The sequence below is a fragment of the Actimicrobium sp. CCC2.4 genome (genome assembly GCF_034347385.1).
Classification (GTDB): Bacteria; Pseudomonadota; Gammaproteobacteria; order Burkholderiales; family Burkholderiaceae_D; genus Actimicrobium.
Map to the genome: position 1 here is coordinate 2264358 of NZ_CP133777.1, position 14506 is coordinate 2278863.

Annotated in this window: 15 protein-coding genes; 7 read left to right on the top strand and 8 right to left on the bottom strand. The window is 57.8% G+C overall.

All coding sequences use genetic code 11. The features are described from left to right. Positions 1 to 9: 9 nt before the first annotated feature. The 7 genes from iscU (at position 10) to RHM62_RS10610 (ending at position 5175) form a co-directional block, all read left to right on the top strand. A complete protein-coding gene (iscU, locus tag RHM62_RS10580) occupies positions 10 to 417 on the top strand; it encodes a Fe-S cluster assembly scaffold IscU (RefSeq protein ID WP_009665433.1) in 408 nt (135 codons plus the stop codon). A gap of 26 nt (positions 418 to 443) precedes the next feature. Continuing rightward, positions 444 to 767 carry an iron-sulfur cluster assembly protein IscA gene (gene iscA, locus RHM62_RS10585; RefSeq protein ID WP_322122070.1) on the top strand — a complete coding sequence of 108 codons (324 nt, stop codon included), beginning with the start codon at positions 444 to 446 and terminating at the stop codon, positions 765 to 767. A 91-nt stretch (positions 768 to 858) separates the two neighbouring features. Further along, entirely contained in the window at positions 859 to 1374 is a 516-nt protein-coding gene (hscB, locus tag RHM62_RS10590) for a Fe-S protein assembly co-chaperone HscB (RefSeq protein ID WP_322122071.1), read from the top strand. A 66-nt stretch (positions 1375 to 1440) separates the two neighbouring features. Next, complete coding sequence (gene hscA, locus RHM62_RS10595) at positions 1441 to 3306, top strand: Fe-S protein assembly chaperone HscA (protein ID WP_322122072.1); 1866 nt, start codon at positions 1441 to 1443, stop codon at positions 3304 to 3306. A 30-nt stretch (positions 3307 to 3336) separates the two neighbouring features. Continuing rightward, positions 3337 to 3675, top strand: coding sequence for an ISC system 2Fe-2S type ferredoxin (fdx, locus tag RHM62_RS10600; protein ID WP_009665437.1), 339 nt, complete (start codon positions 3337 to 3339; stop codon positions 3673 to 3675). Positions 3676 to 3696: 21 nt separating this feature from the next. Beyond that, the gene (gene iscX, locus RHM62_RS10605; protein WP_322122073.1) at positions 3697 to 3891 is read left to right on the top strand and encodes a Fe-S cluster assembly protein IscX; all 195 of its coding nucleotides are present in this window, start codon (positions 3697 to 3699) and stop codon (positions 3889 to 3891) included. Positions 3892 to 3993: 102 nt separating this feature from the next. Then, positions 3994 to 5175 (top strand): nitronate monooxygenase family protein, encoded by a 1182-nt coding sequence (locus RHM62_RS10610; RefSeq protein ID WP_322122074.1) that lies wholly within the window; start codon positions 3994 to 3996, stop codon positions 5173 to 5175. A gap of 36 nt (positions 5176 to 5211) precedes the next feature. Here RHM62_RS10610 and fabI read toward each other — a convergent pair whose 3' ends face one another. The 8 genes from fabI to RHM62_RS10650 form a co-directional block, all read right to left on the bottom strand. Then, positions 5212 to 5997 carry an enoyl-ACP reductase FabI gene (fabI, locus tag RHM62_RS10615; RefSeq protein ID WP_322122075.1) on the bottom strand — a complete coding sequence of 262 codons (786 nt, stop codon included), beginning with the start codon at positions 5995 to 5997 and terminating at the stop codon, positions 5212 to 5214. A 71-nt stretch (positions 5998 to 6068) separates the two neighbouring features. After that, on the bottom strand, positions 6069 to 6506 hold the full coding sequence (locus tag RHM62_RS10620) for a universal stress protein (protein ID WP_322122076.1): 438 nt from the start codon (positions 6504 to 6506) through the stop codon (positions 6069 to 6071). A 205-nt stretch (positions 6507 to 6711) separates the two neighbouring features. After that, positions 6712 to 7338 (bottom strand): glycine zipper 2TM domain-containing protein, encoded by a 627-nt coding sequence (locus RHM62_RS10625; RefSeq protein ID WP_322122077.1) that lies wholly within the window; start codon positions 7336 to 7338, stop codon positions 6712 to 6714. 156 nt (positions 7339 to 7494) lie between these two features. Next, positions 7495 to 9027 carry a lysine--tRNA ligase gene (gene lysS / locus RHM62_RS10630; RefSeq protein WP_322122078.1) on the bottom strand — a complete coding sequence of 511 codons (1533 nt, stop codon included), beginning with the start codon at positions 9025 to 9027 and terminating at the stop codon, positions 7495 to 7497. Between the two features lie 26 nt (positions 9028 to 9053). Next, positions 9054 to 10158 (bottom strand): peptide chain release factor 2 gene (gene prfB / locus RHM62_RS10635; protein ID WP_322122079.1). Its coding sequence is split into 2 segments (ribosomal slippage): positions 9054 to 10076 and positions 10078 to 10158, totalling 1104 coding nucleotides; the frame shifts between segments, so codons are not numbered across the junction. Positions 10159 to 10215: 57 nt separating this feature from the next. Further along, on the bottom strand, positions 10216 to 11535 hold the full coding sequence (locus tag RHM62_RS10640) for a TAXI family TRAP transporter solute-binding subunit (RefSeq protein WP_322122080.1): 1320 nt from the start codon (positions 11533 to 11535) through the stop codon (positions 10216 to 10218). A 44-nt stretch (positions 11536 to 11579) separates the two neighbouring features. Continuing rightward, a complete protein-coding gene (locus tag RHM62_RS10645; protein WP_322122081.1) occupies positions 11580 to 11834 on the bottom strand; it encodes a hypothetical protein in 255 nt (84 codons plus the stop codon). Between the two features lie 222 nt (positions 11835 to 12056). After that, on the bottom strand, positions 12057 to 14387 hold the full coding sequence (locus tag RHM62_RS10650) for a hypothetical protein (protein ID WP_322122082.1): 2331 nt from the start codon (positions 14385 to 14387) through the stop codon (positions 12057 to 12059). Positions 14388 to 14506: the final 119 nt, after the last annotated feature.

The window sequence follows — 14506 nt, forward strand, 5'->3', positions numbered from 1 at the left end:
AGCATCAAAATGGCATACTCAGAAAAAGTCCTGGATCACTACGAAAATCCACGCAATGTCGGCGCGTTCGACAAGGGTGATGACACCATCGGTACCGGCATGGTCGGCGCACCGGCTTGCGGCGACGTCATGAAACTGCAGATCAAGGTCGGCGCCGACGGCATCATCCAGGACGCCAAGTTCAAGACCTACGGCTGCGGTTCGGCGATTGCATCGTCATCGCTGGTCACCGAATGGGTCAAGGGCAAGACACTCGACGAAGCGATGTCGATCAAGAATACCCAGATCGCCGAAGAGCTGGCATTGCCGCCAGTGAAAATTCACTGCTCGATTCTGGCCGAAGATGCGATCAAGGCAGCCGTACTGGATTACAAGACCCGTCACGCCGCCGAAGCAACGATTGCATCAGCAGCCTGAATCAGGTCAACCAGCGAGAAAACATCATGGCAATCACACTGACTGAAAAAGCAGCCAAGCACATCAGCCGCTACATGGAACGTCGCGGCAAGGGAATCGGTTTGCGCTTTGGCGTTCGCACAACCGGCTGTTCAGGGTTGGCGTACAAGCTGGAATACGTCGATGAGAGCGCTACGGAAGACAGTATCTTCGAATCGCATGGCGTGACGCTGTTTGTCGATCCGAAGAGCCTGCCATATATCGATGGTACCGAGCTGGACTTCGCCCGCGAAGGCTTGAACGAAGGGTTCAAGTTCTACAATCCGAACGTGAAAGATGCGTGCGGCTGCGGCGAAAGTTTCCGGATTTGAGAGTGCGTGGGTGCGCTGCCTGAAGCAGACTGCCCGCGCATGATTTGAACAAGCCTGTTGCAGCTCGAACAGGCTTTTGTTTTGAGCGTTCATGCAAAACCATTACCAGTTATTCCACTTGTCCCAGCGATTCGGTATCGATATGGCCGCACTCGATCAGGCCTATCGCGACGTGCAGGGTCAGGTGCATCCGGACAAATTTGTCAATGGTTCCGATGCCGAAAAGCGTGTCGCAATGCAATGGGCCACGCGGGCCAACGAGGCGTATCAAACCTTGCGCCATCCGCTCAAGCGCGCTGCCTATCTGTGCGAACTCAATGGTGTCGATCTTCAGGTCGAATCCAGTACGGCGATGCCGATGGCGTTCCTGATGCAGCAGATGGAATGGCGCGAGGCACTCGAAGACGTACGCGCAGCGCGCGATCTGGCTGCCCTTGAACGCCTGGATGACGAACTCCGGCAAGCCTGGAACGGCCAAGTCGATCGCATCGCCGCTCTGCTTGACGGTGGCGATTTCGAGGCTGCTGCACAGGTGGTGCGCGAACTGATGTTCCTCGATAAATTCCGCGCCGAGATCGCCGATTACTACGAAGTGCTGGACCAATAACGGTCTCGCCGATGCGCTTGCCGTTACACTCCGCCTGAACCAATAACAGGATAAACAGACACTCCCATGGCACTACTCCAGATTTCAGAACCCGGCATGTCGACCGCGCCGCACCAGCACCGGCTGGCCGTCGGCATTGACCTTGGTACCACCAACTCGCTGGTGGCAACTGTCCGCAACAGCATCCCTGAAGTGCTGACCGATGAAGATGGTCGTGCGCTGCTGCCATCGATCGTGCGCTATCTGCCGGATGGCCATGCCAACATCGGCTACGCGGCGCAAGCGATGCAGGTTGCCGATCCACGCAATACCGTCTCGTCGGTCAAGCGCTTGATGGGTCGTGGCCTGAAGGACATCGCCCACGCCGAGAACCTGCCTTACGATTTCGTTGATTCGCCCGGGATGGTGCAACTGAAAACCGTCGCCGGCGTCAAGAGTCCGGTCGAAGTCTCGGCACAGATACTCGCGACCTTGCGCCAGCGCGCTGAAGATGCACTCGGTGACGAGCTGGTCGGCGCCGTCATTACCGTGCCCGCCTACTTCGACGATGCCCAGCGCCAAGCCACCAAAGATGCGGCAACACTCGCCGGGCTCAACGTACTGCGCTTGCTCAACGAGCCGACTGCGGCCGCGATTGCCTACGGTCTCGACAATGCCTCCGAAGGCATTTTCGCGGTCTATGACCTCGGCGGCGGCACTTTCGACATTTCCATCCTGAAGCTGACCAAGGGCGTCTTCGAAGTCCTATCGACCGGCGGCGATTCTGCGCTCGGTGGCGACGACTTCGATCATCGCCTGCTGTGCTGGATCATTGAGCACGCCAAACTGTCACCACTGTCGATCGAAGACACCAGTCTGCTGATGGTCAAGGCGCGCGAAGCCAAGGAATTGTTGTCGACTAAGGCCGAGACATCCATCGATGCCGCCCTTAAATCCGGCGAAGAAGTACACCTGACCTTGAGCGCCACCGAGTTCGTCAAGCTGACACAGCACCTGGTTGCCAAGACGCTCACGCCAAGCCGTAAGGCTCTGCGCGATGCCAGCCTGACGGTCGATGATATCGATGGTGTGGTGTTGGTCGGCGGTGCCACGCGCATGCCGCAGGTACGCAAAAGTGTCGGCGACTTTTTCCAGTCGACACCGCTGGCCAATATCGATCCCGACAAAGTCGTCGCCCTTGGTGCTGCCATCCAGGCCAATCTGCTAGCGGGTAATCGCGCCTCTGGTGATGACTGGCTGCTGCTCGATGTGATTCCGCTGTCGCTTGGTATCGAAACCATGGGTGGCCTGGTCGAAAAAGTCATCCCGCGCAACTCGACGATCCCATGCGCCCGCGCCCAGGAATTCACCACCTTCAAGGATGGCCAGACTGCACTCGCCGTGCACATCGTGCAGGGCGAACGCGAGCTGGTCACTGATTGCCGCTCGCTGGCGCGCTTCGAATTGCGCGGTATCCCGCCGATGGCAGCCGGTGCCGCACGTATCCGGGTGACTTATCAGGTCGATGCTGATGGCTTGCTATCGGTGTCCGCGCGCGAATTGCGCTCCGGCGTCGAGGCATCGATTGCCGTCAAGCCCTCCTACGGGCTGGCTGACGAGCAGGTTGCCCGGATGCTGCAGGACTCGTTCCAGTCCGCCGAGATCGACATGAAGCTGCGCGCATTGCGCGAAGAGCAGGTCGATGCTGAACGGATCGTGCTCGCCACCGAATCGGCGCTGGCAGCCGATGCCGGGCTGTTGTCCGACGCCGAGCTGGCCGAGGTGCGCGAGCTGATCGTCGCGGTGCGCGCCGTCGCCGCCGGCGACGATCCGGATGTGATCAAGCGCAGCGTCGAGGCGCTCGCCAAAGGCACCGATGAATTCGCCGCGCGTCGCATGGATCGTAGCGTCCGTGTGGCATTGTCCGGCAAGACGCTGGACCAGGTTTCCTGACCCACCCTGTTTATTTTTGAGGTAATTACCGTGGCACAAATCGTCATACTCCCGCATCCCGTCCTGTGTCCTGAAGGCGCTGTCATCGATGCACCCAAAGGCAAATCGCTGTGCGACGTTCTGCTCGATAGCGACATCGACATCGAACACGCCTGCGAGAAATCCTGCGCCTGCACCACCTGCCATATCGTGATCCGTGAAGGCTTCCGTTCACTCGGCGAGCCGGGCGAGAAAGAAGAAGACTTGCTCGACATGGCGTGGGGCCTCGAAGCGAATTCGCGCCTGTCGTGCCAGGCCCTGGTCGGCGACGTAGACCTGGTCATCGAAATCCCGAAATACACGATCAACCAGGTCAGCGAAAATCATTGATTCACCGTCAAGGAGCACGCCATGAAATGGACTGACACGATCCGCATTGCTGAAGAGCTGTGCGACAAATATCCGGACATCGATCCGCTGACCGTGCGCTTCACGGATCTGCATCAATGGGTCTGCGGGCTCGACGGCTTCGACGACGAACCGGACCGGTCCGGCGAGAAAATCCTCGAGTCGATCCAGATGGCGTGGATAGACGAAATCCAGTAGAGCGGTCGGGGTCTCCATCCGGCACCGGTTGATCCACATCAAGGGAACGACAGCTTCGATTTGCTACTTTGGCGCATCACTTACCGCCAACGGACAATCACCATGCTGCAGTTACCCTCCCGCCCGCTCCCCCGTTTTATCTTGAAGGGAAAGTCCCTGCTGCCTATTGTTCAGGGCGGAATGGGTGTGGGCATTTCAGCGCATCGGCTGGCCGGCACGGTGGCCAGTCTCGGTGCGATCGGTACCATTTCCAGCGTGGACTTGCGTCGTCGTCACGCCGACCTGATGGCACAAACCGGCAAGTCACGCGACAAGGAGTTGATCAATAGTGTCAACCTGATCGCCCTGGATCGAGAGATCACCGCTGCCCGCGCCATCGCCGGTGGCAATGGCATGGTCGCCGTCAATACGATGCGTGCCGTGGCCGAGTACGCGGCTCAGGTGCGCCAGTCCTGCGAGAGCGGTGCCGAAGCCATCGTAGTCGGTGCCGGCTTGCCGCTGGACTTGCCCGAGCTGACGGCCGGTTATCCCGATGTGGCCCTCATTCCTATCCTGTCGGATACGCGCGGCATTGCCCTCGTCATCAAGAAATGGATGCGCAAGAACCGGCTTCCGGACGCGATCGTCATCGAAAGCCCGCGCTACGCCGGCGGTCATCTGGGGGCGATGAGTATCGAGGGCGTCGATGACCCGCACTTTGCGTTTCCGACCGTGCTGGAAGGAAAACTGGAATTATTCCGGCAGCTCGGCATCGAGCGTGAAAACATCCCGCTGATTGTCGCCGGTGGTATTCACACCCATCAGCAGATCAGCGCGTTGCTGGCGCTGGGCGCGAGCGCAGCGCAGCTCGGCTCGCCGTTCGCCGTGACCGAGGAGGGTGATGCGCATAGCAACTTCAAGAAAGTCCTCGTCGAGGCAGGTCCTGACGATATCGTCACTTTCATGAGCGTAGCCGGTTTGCCGGCGCGGGCGGTACTTACGCCTTGGCTAATCAATTATCTGGAGAAGGAATCAAAGCTGATGGCCAAGGCCGGCCCCAAGGCATGCACGGTCGGCTTCGATTGCCTGCAACAATGCGGGCTGCGCGATGGCAATGGCAAGGCGGGGCAGTTCTGTATCGATACGCAACTGGCGTTTGCGATGAACGGAGATATGAAGCGGGGGCTGTTTTTCCGTGGCTCTGAAAGCCTGCCGTTCGGGCGTGAAATCCGTCCGGTGCGGGAGTTGATGGATTACCTGTTGACCGGTGTGCGGCAACAACTGTGGCAGGCAATAGTCGCCTGAGTCGAACCGGCCACACGGGATGTGGCTGGACACAGATCAGTCGGTGCGTTCGCACGTCATTCCATGCGAGAACCCGCCATCGACATACGTGATTTCGCTGGTAATCCCAGCTGCCAGATCCGATAACAGGAAGGCCGCAACATTGCCGACATCTTCGATCGTGACATTGCGTCGCAGCGGCGCGCCACGCGACGCCATTGCCAGCAGCTTGCCAAAATCCTTGATGCCGCTGGCCGCCAGCGTCTTGATCGGACCTGCCGAAATGCCATTGACGCGTATCCCTTTCGGCCCCAGAGATTCCGCCAGATAACGCACGCTGGCCTCAAGCGACGCCTTGGCCAGGCCCATCGTGTTGTAGTGCGGTGCGATGCGCACGGCACCCAGATAACTCAGGGTCAGCAATGCCGAATTGGGTCGCAGCATCGGCAGTGCCGCCTTGGCCATCGCCGGAAAACTGTAAGCCGACACATCGTGCGCAATCTGGAACGCCTCGCGAGACAGGCCATCCAGAAAGTCGCCGCTGATCGCCTCGGCAGGCGCAAAGGCAATCGCATGCACCAGGCCGTCAAGCTGTTGCCAGTGCTGCGACAGATCGGTAAAAGTAGCGTTGATTTTGTCATCGCTGGTGACATCGCAATCAAAAATCAACTCGCTGCCGAACTCCTTGGCGAACTCGCCGAGCCGATCCCGAAAACGCGCTCCGACGTAAGTGAACGCGAGGTCAGCGCCTTCGCGCCGGCAGGCCTGGGCGATACCGTACGCGATGGAGCGGCGGGACAGCAGTCCCGTGATCAGGATTTTTTTGCCTTGGAGGAAAGCCATCGTGGTCCGATTGTTGTGGATAGGAAGAAGTGATCCGGCGACCGTGTTGCCGCCGGCAGGACACGCGCTGTCTAGCGGAACACCAGGACCGGCAGCGTCGAATGGGCCAGCACTTTCTGGGTCTCGCTACCGACGAACAGCTTGTTCAATCCCTTGCGTCCATGCGACGCCATGAACACCACGTCGCATCCGTGCAGGTCGGCGACGCTGACGATTTCTTCGTAGGGGCTGAAAGATTCACGCACGTGCGTTTCACAGGTGACATTGGCGGCACTGGCCGCATCGGCGATCTGCCGGACGTTACTGCGCGCGATCTCCAGCATTTTTTCCTGATAGGCGGTCGAGTCGATAGTGATGGCGCCTTCTGACAGCGGCGAGTACGGATACGGTTCCGCAACCGACAAACCGACGATGCGGGCACCGGTCAATTGGGCGAATTCGATAGCGGCGTGGATGGCTTTGTCCGATAGCGCAGAACCGTCTGTGGGGACGAGGATGATCTTGAACATGATGTTTCCTTTCGGGTAGTGGGTACCGACGTGACGAGCAGTCGATGCTAGGGAGTGTGCACCCGAAATTCGTTGATGCACCTCAAAAACGACTTGATTCGCCAATGGCGATCCTGAACGCTGACGGCTGCGCCTGTCGCAGGCAAAAAAAAGACGGCGCGCCGGCCGTCTTTCTTATCGATAGCCGCTCTCGCGGATCAACACATTAATTGCGGGCGGTCAGCGCCCCATTGACGACACGCACTTCGTCACCGGCACGCCAGCCGTCCGGACTGTCGCTCGGGAATGTCTGCAACTGGCCGTCATCCATGCGGACCCGGACCTGATAGCTGGTGGTACCGCGCGAGCGCTTCTCGACTTCGTTGCCGGCATAACCGCCACCGACGGCACCAGCCACGGTAGCTAGCGTACGGCCATTTCCGCCACCGACCTGATTGCCCAGCAAGCCACCGAGGACTGCACCGACACCGACGCCGACGCCGCTAGGCTGGGCCGCAGATTGGATGGTCTTGACGGATTCGACCCTGCCGCAGTTGTAGCAGGACGCAGCGGCTTGCTGCTGATAGTTGTCGGTCGCCGGACGGGGTGCGTGTTTGGCAGGACTGGCGTGTTTGACGACCGGTTCGGAGGCTGCGGACTTCTGCGTGTTTTCGGAAGCCAGCATTGGCGCTGGTGAAGATGTCTTTGCCGTTGCTTCGGCAGATTGGTTGGCGGTCGAGTTGGGCAGGAGACCGGTGATTGCGGCGACCCCGACCAGGCTGACCAGGATGACGGCAGCTGCAGCAGCGGCCATCAGTGGATGGATTCCGCCTGACATGTGTTTGTTCTTCATGGATTCTCCTGAAAGTGCGGGCGACCGTGTTGCAGTCGGGTAGGACGAGTATGGCGATAGATACCAAACGAGGCCAGCAAGTTCCTGTGTCAAACGTAATGTGATGTAACCATTACATGATCCATTTGACGCAGGGGTAGTCGTCCGCGCTCTGGCTCAATCCTCCCGGCGCAGATGTGGAAACAAAATCACGTCGCGAATATTCGGCGAGTCGGTAATGAGCATCACCAGCCGGTCGATACCGATACCGCAACCACCGGCCGGCGGCATGCCATATTCGAGTGCGCGGATATAGTCGGCGTCGTAGAACATCGCCTCTTCATCGCCCGCATCCTTGGCCGCGACCTGCGCCTGAAAGCGCGCGGCCTGGTCTTCGGCATCGTTCAATTCCGAGAAACCGTTGGCCAGTTCGCGCCCGCAAATGAACAGCTCGAAACGCTCGGTGATACCGGGCACCGTGTCGGAGGCGCGCGCCAGCGGCGAGACCTCGGCCGGGTAATCGACGATGTAGGTCGGTTCCCACAATTGCGCTTCGGCGGTCTCTTCGAACAGCGCCAGTTGCAGTGCGCCCAGGCCGGCCGTAGCAAACGGCTTGACGCCGAATTTTTTTAGTTCAGTCTTGATGAAATCGGCATCGGCCAGTTGTTCGGCGCTGTACTGCGGTGCGTAATGATTGATCGCACCGAGGATAGTGAAGCGGCGGAACGGCTGGCTCAGGTCCAGCGCGCGACCTTGATACGTCAGCTCGGCGGTGCCGTGCGCATCAATGGCAGCCTGACGAATCACGGCTTCGGTGAAGTCCATCAGCCAGTGATAATCGACATACGCCGCATAGAATTCCATCATCGTGAATTCCGGATTGTGGCGCGGCGACACACCCTCATTGCGGAAGTTGCGATTGACTTCAAAAACGCGCTCGAAGCCGCCGACCACCAAGCGCTTCAGATACAGCTCGGGCGCAATGCGCAGGAACATCTGCATGTCGAGCGCATTGTGGTGCGTGATGAAAGGCTTGGCGGCGGCACCACCGGGAATGGTGTGCAGCATCGGCGTTTCGACTTCCATGAACTCGTGTTCATTCATGAAGCGTCGGATCGACGACATCGTCGCCGTGCGCGCCTTGAACGTGCGACGTGTTTCTTCGCTCATGATCAGGTCGACGTAACGCTGGCGGTACTTCATTTCCTGATCGGCCAGGCCATGGAATTTGTCCGGCAACGGCCTCAGCGATTTGGTGATCAGACGCAGCGCCGTGACCTTGATCGACAGCTCGCCGGTCTTGGTCTTGAACAAGTGGCCTTCGGCACCGAGGATGTCGCCCAGATCGTAATGCTTGAACGCGTCGTGCGCGTCGGCACCGACGTTGTCAGTGGTGATGTAGAGCTGGATGCGACCATCGGCGCGCACGCCCGAGGCATCCTGCAAGGTCGCGAACGAGGCCTTGCCCATCACGCGCTTGAGCATCATGCGACCGGCCACGACGACCTTGACCGGCGTCGCTTCGAGCGCCTCGTTATCGAGTTCGTCGTATTGCACATGCAGCGCGGCGGCCTTGTGCTGCGGCCGGAAATCATTCGGGAAAGCGATACCGGCAGCGCGGATCGCAGCGAGCTTGCCGCGTCGTTCCGCCAGGATCGAATGTTCGTCGGGAGCTGGCAGGCCAGCGGCGACTTCAGTGTTGGTGGTCATAAAGTGGGCAATCAAAAAGGGAAAAACTACACGCCTTGCTTGAGCGAGGCCGCAATGAATTCGTCGATATCACCATCGAGCACCGCCTTGGTATTGCCGGTCTCGAAGCTGGTGCGCAAATCCTTGATGCGCGACTGGTCCAGTACGTACGAGCGGATCTGGTGGCCCCAGCCGATATCGGTCTTGGAGTCTTCCAGCTTTTGCTGGTCGCTCATACGCTTGCGCATTTCATGCTCGTACAGCCGCGACTTCAGCATGGCCCACGCTTCGGCGCGGTTGCGGTGCTGGCTGCGGTCGTTCTGGCATTGCACGACGATGCCGGTCGGGCCGTGGGTCAGGCGCACTGCGGAATCGGTCTTGTTGATGTGCTGTCCGCCGGCACCGGAGGCGCGGTAGGTGTCGACGCGCACGTCGGCGGGATTGATGTCGATCTCCAGCGAGTCATCGACTTCCGGGTACACGAACAGGCTTGAGAACGAGGTGTGACGGCCGTTTGCCGAATCGAATGGCGACTTGCGCACGAGGCGGTGGACGCCGGTTTCGGTACGCAAAAAACCGTAGGCATAATCGCCTTCGACCTTGATCGTGACGGTCTTGATACCGGCGATTTCGCCATCGGACTGTTCGAGGATTTCGGTCTTGAAGCCCTTGCGTTCGCAGTAGCGCAAATACTGGCGCATCAGCATCGAGGCCCAGTCCTGTGCTTCGGTGCCGCCGGCACCGGCCTGGATATCGATGAAGCAGTTATTGGGGTCCATCGGATTGCTGAACATGCGGCGAAATTCCATGCCTTCGACCAGCTTTTGCAAACCTTGTGTATCGTCTTCTACGGCCTGGACGGTATCGTAATCTTTTTCTTCGCGCGCCATCACGAACAGGTCGCTGGCATCACGCAATTCGGCGTCGATCTTGATGAGCGACAGCACGACGGATTCGAGGGATTTCTTTTCTTTGCCGAGATCCTGCGCGCGTTTCTGGTCGTCCCAGACGGTCGGATCTTCGAGTTCGGCGTTGACCTGGTCTAGCTTCTCTGACTTGTTATCGAAGTCAAAGATACCTCCGGAGTTCGTTGGCGCGGATGGTCAGGTCTGCGAGCAGCCCTTCCAGAGAATTGAGTTGTTCTGCTTCCATGATGGTTTCTTTTGTCTTGGCGGGGAAAGGCGAAATTATACGCGAGCAGCTCGGGCATTACGTGCGGACCGCCTCGTCATTATGCTCATGCAGCAGGTTGCGTACGATCTGGATCGATAGTTTCAGTGCGTAGAGCTGGTTGAAGTAACGGGGCGACAAAACAAGCTGGTGGACATCGGCATCAAGTTGCGCCAGTTGCTCCTGCCATTGATCGCGTTGCGTGGGGGTGGTGTCGGGCGTGGTGCGCATGGCGTTTTCTAGTGCGTTGAGGTCACGGTACCAATGTGACAGGCGCGTGCGCACGCGGTAGGCCAGTATGCGCGGCACCGTTTGCAGCAGCGCAAACAGCATCGCCAGCAAGGGCACCACGATCACGAAGCGTTGTTCTATAAAATTGGCCAACCAGAACGGCAGGTAATTCTGCAGGAACGGGCGGCCCGAACGGAAGTAGCGGCGGGCTTCTTCGGACATCGGAAAATCATCGGCATGCTGGTTGGGAAATTCATTGCGTACCGAAAAAAACCCAGGCTCGGCATGGACTTCGACAGCGCTGTCGAGAAGCGCATAGATCAGTAACGGATGCAGCCGGTTCTTGGCGACCAGCATGGCCGTGGCCGACAGCAGCGTCACGTCCTGTGCCGGCAGATCCCGCTGCAAGTCGATGGCGCCACGCGGGAAGACCACTTTGGACAATGACGGGAACTTGCGCACGATCGCATCGGCCTGGCTGAAACTCATCAGTTTCAGGTCGGTACGCAGCAATGAGGCAATGAGTGGTGTTTCTGGAATGCCGACGAAGAATCCGGCATCGATGTCGCCGGCAAGCAGTTGTGCCTCGGCTTGCCGGGAAGTCATTTCGATTAGCGTCGTGTTGCTGGCATTGATGCCATAGGCGGCCAGTAACTCGATGGTGATCCTGCGCAAGCCGCTGCCGGCACGTCCGATGGCGAGGCGTTTTCCGGTGAGCCGGGCGATCTGGTCGATGCGGGTTGTGCCGTTGTAGAACAGCCAGATCGGCTCGTAGGACACCGCAGCCAATGCTTCCAGATTGGGTGCATTGCGCGCATCACCAATGCCGGATTGCATCAATGCTAGATCGATGTCGCTGGCGGGGTCTTTCAGGCGTTGATAATTTTCTACCGAACCGGATGATTTTCGTAATTCCAGATGGATTCCCTTGCGCGCCAGTATGTCAGCGTACTTAAGCGCAAAGGCCTGATAAATTCCTCCGTCATTGCCAACGCTCATGACAATGGTCTTGTTAGGAGAGGGTTGCCATAGGAGCCAGCCTAGCCAGATCAGCGCGACAACGAAGGTACACAGCGCCGGAACGAACCGGCGGTGTCGCCAGAATGCAGTGAGGGAGGGCTGTGACATGGACGAGTGCCGGTGCGTCGGATCGGAAGAGCCGGGAAACTGGCTCAGTTTTTCTTTTTTTGCTGGACCCGTTGCTGCTGCTTTTTTTGTGTTTGCTGCTTGTTCTGCTTTTGCTCGAACAACTTGACCGCATCCAGTTTGGCTTGTTCTGCGGTGCACATCGCGGGGACATCATCGTGCACGCTAAAAAATTCAGCTTCCTGGGCATCCATCACTATCTTGATGGCGGCAACGTCATCCAGATCATACAGTTCAGTGAGGAGGGTGGTCACTTCATCGAGAAACTCTTCGTACGTCATGCATAACTTTCATGGTTTTTAGTTCAAAAAAGTATACGTCGAAAACGCCTGATTGCCTTTTTTAAAACGACTTATTTGTTGTGGCAAGTAATACAGGCCGTCGCCACCTGTTTCCGATGACCGGTATTGACTGCAATACCAAATCGGGACTGGTCATGGCTTGACTCGACGGGACAACCTTGATTCTGACGGCATTGCCACCAGCGATACTACTGCTGGCAGTCAATACTTATTTGCGATGCCTGTGCCGTTGGTTCCACTGTAGGGATCTTCTGATAATTTACTGTTCGTCTCGATCTCATGCATGTAATGAAGCACATTGTTGACATAGCCTGAACTGCCTGCCCCGTTGATGTCGCCGGTATTGTAGTAACGCAGGCCGGCCTTCAAGTCGCCGCCCTTCGCATCGATCATGAACTTGACGTGGAAGCCGCCTGCAATGAGGTTATCTAGCGGTAATGTGACGTCTAACTCTTTTGCATCCTTGCCGGTGGCGGCTTTGATCAGGGACTTTTCTGCCTCACCAAGTTTCGGATACACATCGCGGAGCCAGCGTTCCTGACCAATCTGGATCAATCCATAGTCGGTGGTGCCATCGGCGTTTTGAGTGCGGGTATCCGATCGACCTCTTGATTCTGCCCATATTTGTGCGGCAATTTGCGTCGGCGACAAGCCCGTAGTCCTCGATCCGGTCATGATCTCTTTCGACCATCGCGCGACTTCCGGGTTGGCAGAAAGATTGAGGGTTGTTTGTGCACCAAAGGGAGCAAGCCCTTTTATGTCACCGTTTGTCAGTGTTTCGGTTGAGCCATTGCCGGCCTCACTGCCCGGGTGTCGACTTGTATCGCTTCCGCCCGTTCCGTTGCTACGGCGGGAACCTGTTGTGCCATTGGCCAGGGCGACCGTGATGTCATTGGTCGAAATAATATCGTCATCTCTGGCGGAAGCGGATTGCAACAGGCTGTCGTTAGCCGTTTCTATGGTGTTGTAGGCACTGTCATTGCTGAGCAGCGTTTGAAGCGCTGCCCGGGTGTTGGCGTTGGTCCCGGGATCGTCGGCCAGTATTCGCAATTGCGCGCGCGTATAAATGCGGTATTGCCCGTAATTCATGAATGACGGATCGTCGGCGAGTGTTTGCGCGGCCTCCATGAAATCAGCGTCGTCGCTGCACGCATCTCCAGTGGTGACCCCGGACGTTGCGGTCGAGCCAGTCGTGCTGCTCGCTGCGGAGTTGTTGCGCTGGCTGGTGCCGGGACGGGAAGCCGGGCTGATACTGTCGTCATATCGGTCGCTACTGTCGCTAGAGATATCAATCGCATTGGTAAAACGTTTGGCGGCCTCGAACCAGCCCCCTTGCGGATATTCGCCCTTGTCGTTGTAGCCGCCCTGGACAGCACTGATCCCGTCATTGCCGTTCATGTCACTGGTGGATAACGAAAATGCATGGCTACTGTTGAACAGGTCGCTGCCTGACGAACCGGCTGGCGAACCACCGCTGATGTGGTGCAGATATTCGTGCTCGTTGACGTTATAAAGTTGTACCAGTTCGGCATCGCTCAGTCCGTGCCGGTCGCCGTACTGATCGACCAGTTTGCCGAGACTGGCAGCATCTCCCTTCACTGCGAGCGATTTTGCCTGTCCGTACACACGACTGGCGGTAGCTTCGTCGGCAAAGTTATTCGGACGCATTATTGCGAATTTGCTCGCCATGTTAGTCGCCAGGTAAGTTCCGGATTCTCTCTCCTGCGCAGTTTGTCCTTGATTAAAAAATTGATTATCAACGGTCCAGCGACGCATTTTGTCGACGAAGCCGGTGCCATTTCCGCCAAAAATCCTTCCTGCAATGGCGGTTTGTTCGCCGGAATCCAGCAAGGCGCCAAAGGTACTGCCGTTGTGATGGCTGGACTCGCCGTGATTCAATGCCATGATCTGATGTCCGTCGGAAATAGGCATGGGTCCCGAGCCTGGTGCGCTGCCGCTATCGCCAGTATGACCATGCTTGGGACTTGAACCGGGCATGGGACTGTCGGTTTCCGATGCATGAATTGTCGGTCCGTGGCTCGCCGGTGTTACGTTTCGTTCCGCACGACATGCTGCACAGTTTGGGTCTGAACAAGTGTCTTCATGGCTGTCGTTGCCGGGGTCCTTGATGTCGCCCGAGTCATACGGAGCCGACATGTTGCCCGGCAAAATACCGCTATCAGCGGCTGATCCGGACGCCTGCACCTTGCTCTGCTGACCGAAGGCCAGCCGCTGCGCCTGATTGGCATGACCAAATAACCTGGAAAAAAAAGCATTCAATGAAGTCGGATCTTTTTTCTCGAAATCATCGTCGGTCGTGGCGGTTTTTTTGCCACTACCGCGATCACCGATCACGTATGCACTCACGCCGTCGCTGTTGACGATCATGGTTGTACGTGTGTTGTCGTCAAAAAGAATGTCGCCTGCCTCAAGAACAAATGCCGGAGTATGGTCGTCGATAACCTTGCGTGTACCGTCAGTACGATACACAACGTCAAAAGTACTCAGCCTTGGTAAATTGATGTTTGCCATGCTTCTTTCCTAATTGTGACGCGGTCATGCGCATGGGTGCGGGATGCCGCAGAGCATGGCAATGAACATGCCGGACGCCGTTTGGTTCCTGCAGCGATCAGCGATTGCGCTCACGACTT

Coding starts and splice junctions, on each gene's coding strand:
- iscU (WP_009665433.1), top strand. CDS start 10: ATGGCATACTCAGAAAAAGTCCTGGATCACTACGAAAATCCACGCAAT.
- iscA (WP_322122070.1), top strand. CDS start 444: ATGGCAATCACACTGACTGAAAAAGCAGCCAAGCACATCAGCCGCTAC.
- hscB (WP_322122071.1), top strand. CDS start 859: ATGCAAAACCATTACCAGTTATTCCACTTGTCCCAGCGATTCGGTATC.
- hscA (WP_322122072.1), top strand. CDS start 1,441: ATGGCACTACTCCAGATTTCAGAACCCGGCATGTCGACCGCGCCGCAC.
- iscX (WP_322122073.1), top strand. CDS start 3,697: ATGAAATGGACTGACACGATCCGCATTGCTGAAGAGCTGTGCGACAAA.
- RHM62_RS10610 (WP_322122074.1), top strand. CDS start 3,994: ATGCTGCAGTTACCCTCCCGCCCGCTCCCCCGTTTTATCTTGAAGGGA.
- fabI (WP_322122075.1), bottom strand. CDS start 5,997: ATGGCTTTCCTCCAAGGCAAAAAAATCCTGATCACGGGACTGCTGTCC.
- RHM62_RS10620 (WP_322122076.1), bottom strand. CDS start 6,506: ATGTTCAAGATCATCCTCGTCCCCACAGACGGTTCTGCGCTATCGGAC.
- RHM62_RS10625 (WP_322122077.1), bottom strand. CDS start 7,338: ATGAAGAACAAACACATGTCAGGCGGAATCCATCCACTGATGGCCGCT.
- lysS (WP_322122078.1), bottom strand. CDS start 9,027: ATGACCACCAACACTGAAGTCGCCGCTGGCCTGCCAGCTCCCGACGAA.
- RHM62_RS10640 (WP_322122080.1), bottom strand. CDS start 11,535: ATGTCACAGCCCTCCCTCACTGCATTCTGGCGACACCGCCGGTTCGTT.
- RHM62_RS10645 (WP_322122081.1), bottom strand. CDS start 11,834: ATGACGTACGAAGAGTTTCTCGATGAAGTGACCACCCTCCTCACTGAA.
- RHM62_RS10650 (WP_322122082.1), bottom strand. CDS start 14,387: ATGGCAAACATCAATTTACCAAGGCTGAGTACTTTTGACGTTGTGTAT.